4 protein-coding genes are annotated in these 4,111 nt (G+C 70.7%); all 4 read right to left on the minus strand.

The window, feature by feature from the left end:
• Nucleotides 1-37: 37 nt before the first annotated feature.
• The 4 genes from P409_RS28235 to P409_RS28250 all read right to left on the minus strand — a co-directional run bounded on the left by P409_RS28235 (nt 38) and on the right by P409_RS28250 (nt 4,022).
• A complete protein-coding gene (locus tag P409_RS28235) occupies nt 38-580 on the minus strand; it encodes a c-type cytochrome (protein ID WP_034846256.1) in 543 nt (180 codons plus the stop codon).
• A gap of 1 nt (nt 581) precedes the next feature.
• A complete protein-coding gene (locus P409_RS28240; protein ID WP_034846258.1) occupies nt 582-1,394 on the minus strand; it encodes a substrate-binding domain-containing protein in 813 nt (270 codons plus the stop codon).
• Complete coding sequence (locus tag P409_RS28245) at nt 1,375-3,165, minus strand: methanol/ethanol family PQQ-dependent dehydrogenase (protein WP_034846260.1); 1,791 nt, start codon at nt 3,163-3,165, stop codon at nt 1,375-1,377. Before P409_RS28245 ends, P409_RS28240 begins: the two co-directional genes overlap by 20 nt.
• Nucleotides 3,166-3,242: 77 nt before the next feature.
• Nucleotides 3,243-4,022: an SDR family NAD(P)-dependent oxidoreductase gene (locus P409_RS28250; protein ID WP_034846262.1), complete on the minus strand. Its 780-nt coding sequence runs from the start codon at nt 4,020-4,022 to the stop codon at nt 3,243-3,245.
• Between the last annotated feature and the right edge of the window lie 89 nt (nt 4,023-4,111).

Genomic DNA, 4,111 nt, shown 5'->3' on the forward strand with positions numbered 1-4,111 from the left:
GCGCCGGCCAGGGCGGCGAGCCGGCGCGCCGGCAGCATCACTGCGGCACCCCGACGGCATGCGGCTTCGCCGGCGGCAGCCGGTTCTCGGCCGGGCGTGACTGCATGCCGTCATTGCGCGACGGCGCCGCGTCCTTCGGCACGAAGCGGCCCATGGAGCGGACATAGGCGGCCATCTGCCAGATCTCGTCATCCGGGATGCGGCCGCGGAAAGACGGCATGCCGTTCGGCCGGCCTTCACGGATGGTGGCGGCGATGTTGTCGATGCTGCTGCCGTAGATCCATTTGTCGTCGATCAAGGCGGGGCCGGAGCCGCCGCCGCCATTGCCGTGGCATCCGCTGCAGTTGAACCATTGGAACAGCCGCTTGCCCTGGCTCATGGCATAGGCGTTCTGCTCATAGTCCTGCCCCTTGGGATTGGCGGCCGTCTGCGGGGCATTGGCGCCGGGCGAGATCGGGGCCAGGGCGACGATGGCCTCGGCGGAGGACTCCGCGCGCGGCGTGTCGTAGCCCCGCTCCTCGCGGCGGCAGCCGGCGGCCAGCAGAGCGGCGGAGAGCAGGAGGAGAAGCGGCGCGCGCATCTCAAGGCCCCGCCTGCTGGGTGCGGTCCAGACGCGGGACACCGTATTGCGCCAGGATCGCGTCGATCTCGCCACGATGCCGGCCCAACGCCGCGTTCACTGCGTCGGCCAGTTCCTTGTCGTCGCGGCGCACGCCCATGGCGATGTCGAACACCATCGGCATCGGCCCTTCCGTCTGCGGCTGCACCGGGGTGACGGTCAGCGCCACCGGCTGGCGCGGCGCGAAATAGCCGGCGAAGGGGCCCCAGACCACGGCGACGTCGATCTCGCCTTTCGCCACCGCCGCGACGATCCGGCCGGCCGGGTTCGGCTGGGCGTAGTCGCCGTAGAGCGTGTAGCCGACGACATGGTCGGCCAGGCCGCGCCGGGCCAGCGCCTCGGCCGGCGGCGGGTTGACGCCGTCATCGCCGACCAGCGGCACGCCGATGCGCAGCGACCGCAGCGCCGGATCGTCGAAGGATCGGATCTGCGGGCCATCGGCCCGGCTGACGAAGACGTAGCCGGAGCGGTAATAGGGCCGGGTCGAGCGCAGCATCTCCAGCCCCGCCATGGTGCCGGGCACCAGGTCGCACAGCCCGGCCTTCAGCGTGTTGCGGATGAAGCCGCGGCGCTGCGCCCACCAGGTGGTGGTCACGGTGGCGCCGAGATCCTGCGCCACCAGCGCGGCGATGCGGTTCTCGAACCCCTCGCCCTTGTTGTTCGAGAAAGGCAGGTTGTTCGGGTCGGCGCAGACCCGGAGCTCGCGCGCCCCGGCGGCGCCGGCGGTCAGCGCCAGCGCCGCGGCCAGCAGCAGCCTAGGGAAGACGGAAGACATAGAGCATGCCTCCCCGGGTCGTGGCATCCTTGAGGTCGCCCATGGCGCCGACGAAGCCGAGCGCCGCGGTCTGGTCGCGCGGGTCGAGGTCGCCGGCGACGATCGCCCCGGCCCAGCCGCCGGCGCCGGACAGGATGGCGACATACTGATGCCCGTCCGGGCCGCGATAGGTGGTGGGCTGGCCGATGATCCCGGAGCCGGTCTTGAACTGCCACAGCAACTTGCCGCTGCGGGCGTCCAGCGCCTTGAACCAGCCCTCGAAGCTGCCGTAGAACACCACATCGCCGGCGGTGGCCAGCGCGCCGCTCCAGACCGGGAAGTTCTCCTTCACCATCCAGGCCGGCCTGGCCTTGGCGATGTCCCAGGCCGTGAACTCGCCGCGATGGCCGCCAGGCCCTGGCTTCATCCGCACCTCTGCGCCGACATAGGGGGTGCCGGCGATGTAGTTCGCCTCCATCCCCAACAGGTCCTCGCACAGGTTGTTGTGCGGGATGTAGAGCAGCCCGGTCCGCGGCGAATAGGCCGACGGGTTCCAGTCCTTGGCGCCCGGCGCCGCCGGGCAGATGTCGCGGATCACGCGGCCGGTCTGCGGCGCCTTGTCCGCCACCATGGCCAGTCGCCCGGTCTTCAGGTCGACGCCGCTGCTGCTGGTGACCGGGGCGAAGGGCTTGGCCGACAGCACCTCGCCGGTGGTGCGGTCCAGCACGTAGACGTAGCCGTTGCGCTCGGGACGGACCAGGACCTTCCGCGGCTGCCCCTGCCAGGCCATGTCGAGCAGGATGTTCTCGTTGATACCATCATGGTCGTAGAGGTCGTGCGGGCTCCACTGGTAGGCCCAGCGGGCGGCACCGGTGTCGATGTCGCGGGCGAAGATGCCGGCGGTCCATTTGTTGTCGCCGGGGCGGAGATCCGGGTTCCACGGCCCGGGGTTGCCGGTGCCGTGATAGATCAGGTTCAGGTCGGGGTCGTAGGAGATCCAGCCCCACACATTGCCGCCGCCCTGCTGCCAGGCGCCCGGCGGCCAGGTGGTGACGCCCAGGTCCTTGCCGCGGTCGGCCTCGTAGAACGGCTTGAAGTCGGGGCCGATCAGGACGTCGGCGTCCGGGCCGGTGTTGTAGGCCTTCCAGGCCAGCTTGCCGGTGGCGGCGTCGAGCGCCGCGATCCAGCCGCGCACCCCGTATTCGCCGCCGGAATTGCCGACCAGCACCTTCCCCTTGGCCACCAGCGGCGCCATGGTGATGGTCTCGCCGATATTGATGTCGCCGAGCTTGGTGCGCCAGATCTCCTGCCCGGTCGCGGCGTCGACCGCGATGGTGTTGCCGTCCAGCGTGTTCAGGAAGACGCGGCCATCGGCATAGGCCGGGCCGCGGGTGACCACGTCGCAGCACGCGACGCCTTGGGCCGCGGCCTCGGGCTTGGGCTCGAACTTCCATTTCAGGGGAGCGCCCGGCTTCGAGAGGTCGAGCGCGTAGAGGACGTTCGGATAGGGCGTGGCGATGAACATCGTGTCGCCCACCACCAGCGGCGGCGCCTCCTGCCCGCGATCGACGCCGAGCGAGAAGGTGAAGGCGACCTGCAGCCGGGCGACATTTCCGGTGTTGATCTCGTCGAGGCCGCTGTAGCGGGTGCTGGCATAGTTCTTCGCCGGCATCGCCCACTGCCCGTCCTCGGGCGGCGCCGCCGAGGCCGGGGGCTGCGGCAGATCCTGGGCCTGCGCCGCCCCGGCCAGGGCGGCGGCGACCGTGATCGCGACGAGGATGCGGTGGCGCAATTCGGTGCCTCGGTCCTGCCCTCCGACGGCAGGCCAACAGGACCGCGACGGCCCGGGTTCCAAGTACGATTCCTGCGTCAGTCGGCCCGAGCCATCCCGGTCACCACGCTCTGGGGCATCACCGCGGTCAGCCCCGTCTTCAGCTTCGCCGTGAAGGGGGCGACGACATGGTCCTTGCCCCTCATCATCGCGTCGTAGCCGGCACGGGCGATATCGGCCGGGTCCGCCTTGGACTTCTGGCCGAGCTTGGTGTCCTCCATCCCGGCGCGGGCGAAGAACTCGGTCTCGGTCGCGTCCGGCAGCAGCGCCGTGACGGTGACGCCGGTATGGACCAGTTCGTTGGCGATGCCTTCTGCGAAGGCGTAGTCGAAGGCCTTGCTGGCCGAGTAGACCGACTGCAGCGGCGACGGCGCGATGGCGGCGACCGAGGAGGTGATCAGGATCCGCCCAGAACCGCGCGCCACCATGTCGCCGGCGAAGAGCTTGGTCAGCCGCAGCATGCCGACCACGTTGAGCTGGACCAGCCGCAGTTCGTCCTCCCACCGCGTCTCCCGCGCGAAGTCGCCGAAGACACCGACCCCGGCATTGTTCACCAGGAAGTCCGGCAGCACGCCGATAGCCTCCGCCGCGGCCCGGACCTCGTCCGGCCCGTCGGGGCGGGCGAGGTCGACCGCCACGGTCTCGACCGACGGCGAGCCGGCCTGCCGCAGCACCTCCGCCGCCTCGATCAGCGGCGCCTCCTCCTCCGCCACCAGGATCAGGCGATGGCCGTCACGGGCGAAGCAGCGCGCCAGCTCGAGGCCGATGCCGCTGGAGGCGCCGGTCACCAGCGCCAGTGTGTCAGCTGGTTCAGCCATTCATCGCCTCCTGGATCGACACCGTGGTCCGCGCCTTGCCGCGCATCCGCTCCGGCGCGTCCGGGAAACCGCTGCGGTCGCTGTAGTCG

Source organism: Inquilinus limosus MP06 (assembly GCF_000767795.1).
GTDB classification, from domain to species: Bacteria; Pseudomonadota; Alphaproteobacteria; order DSM-16000; family Inquilinaceae; genus Inquilinus; species Inquilinus limosus_E.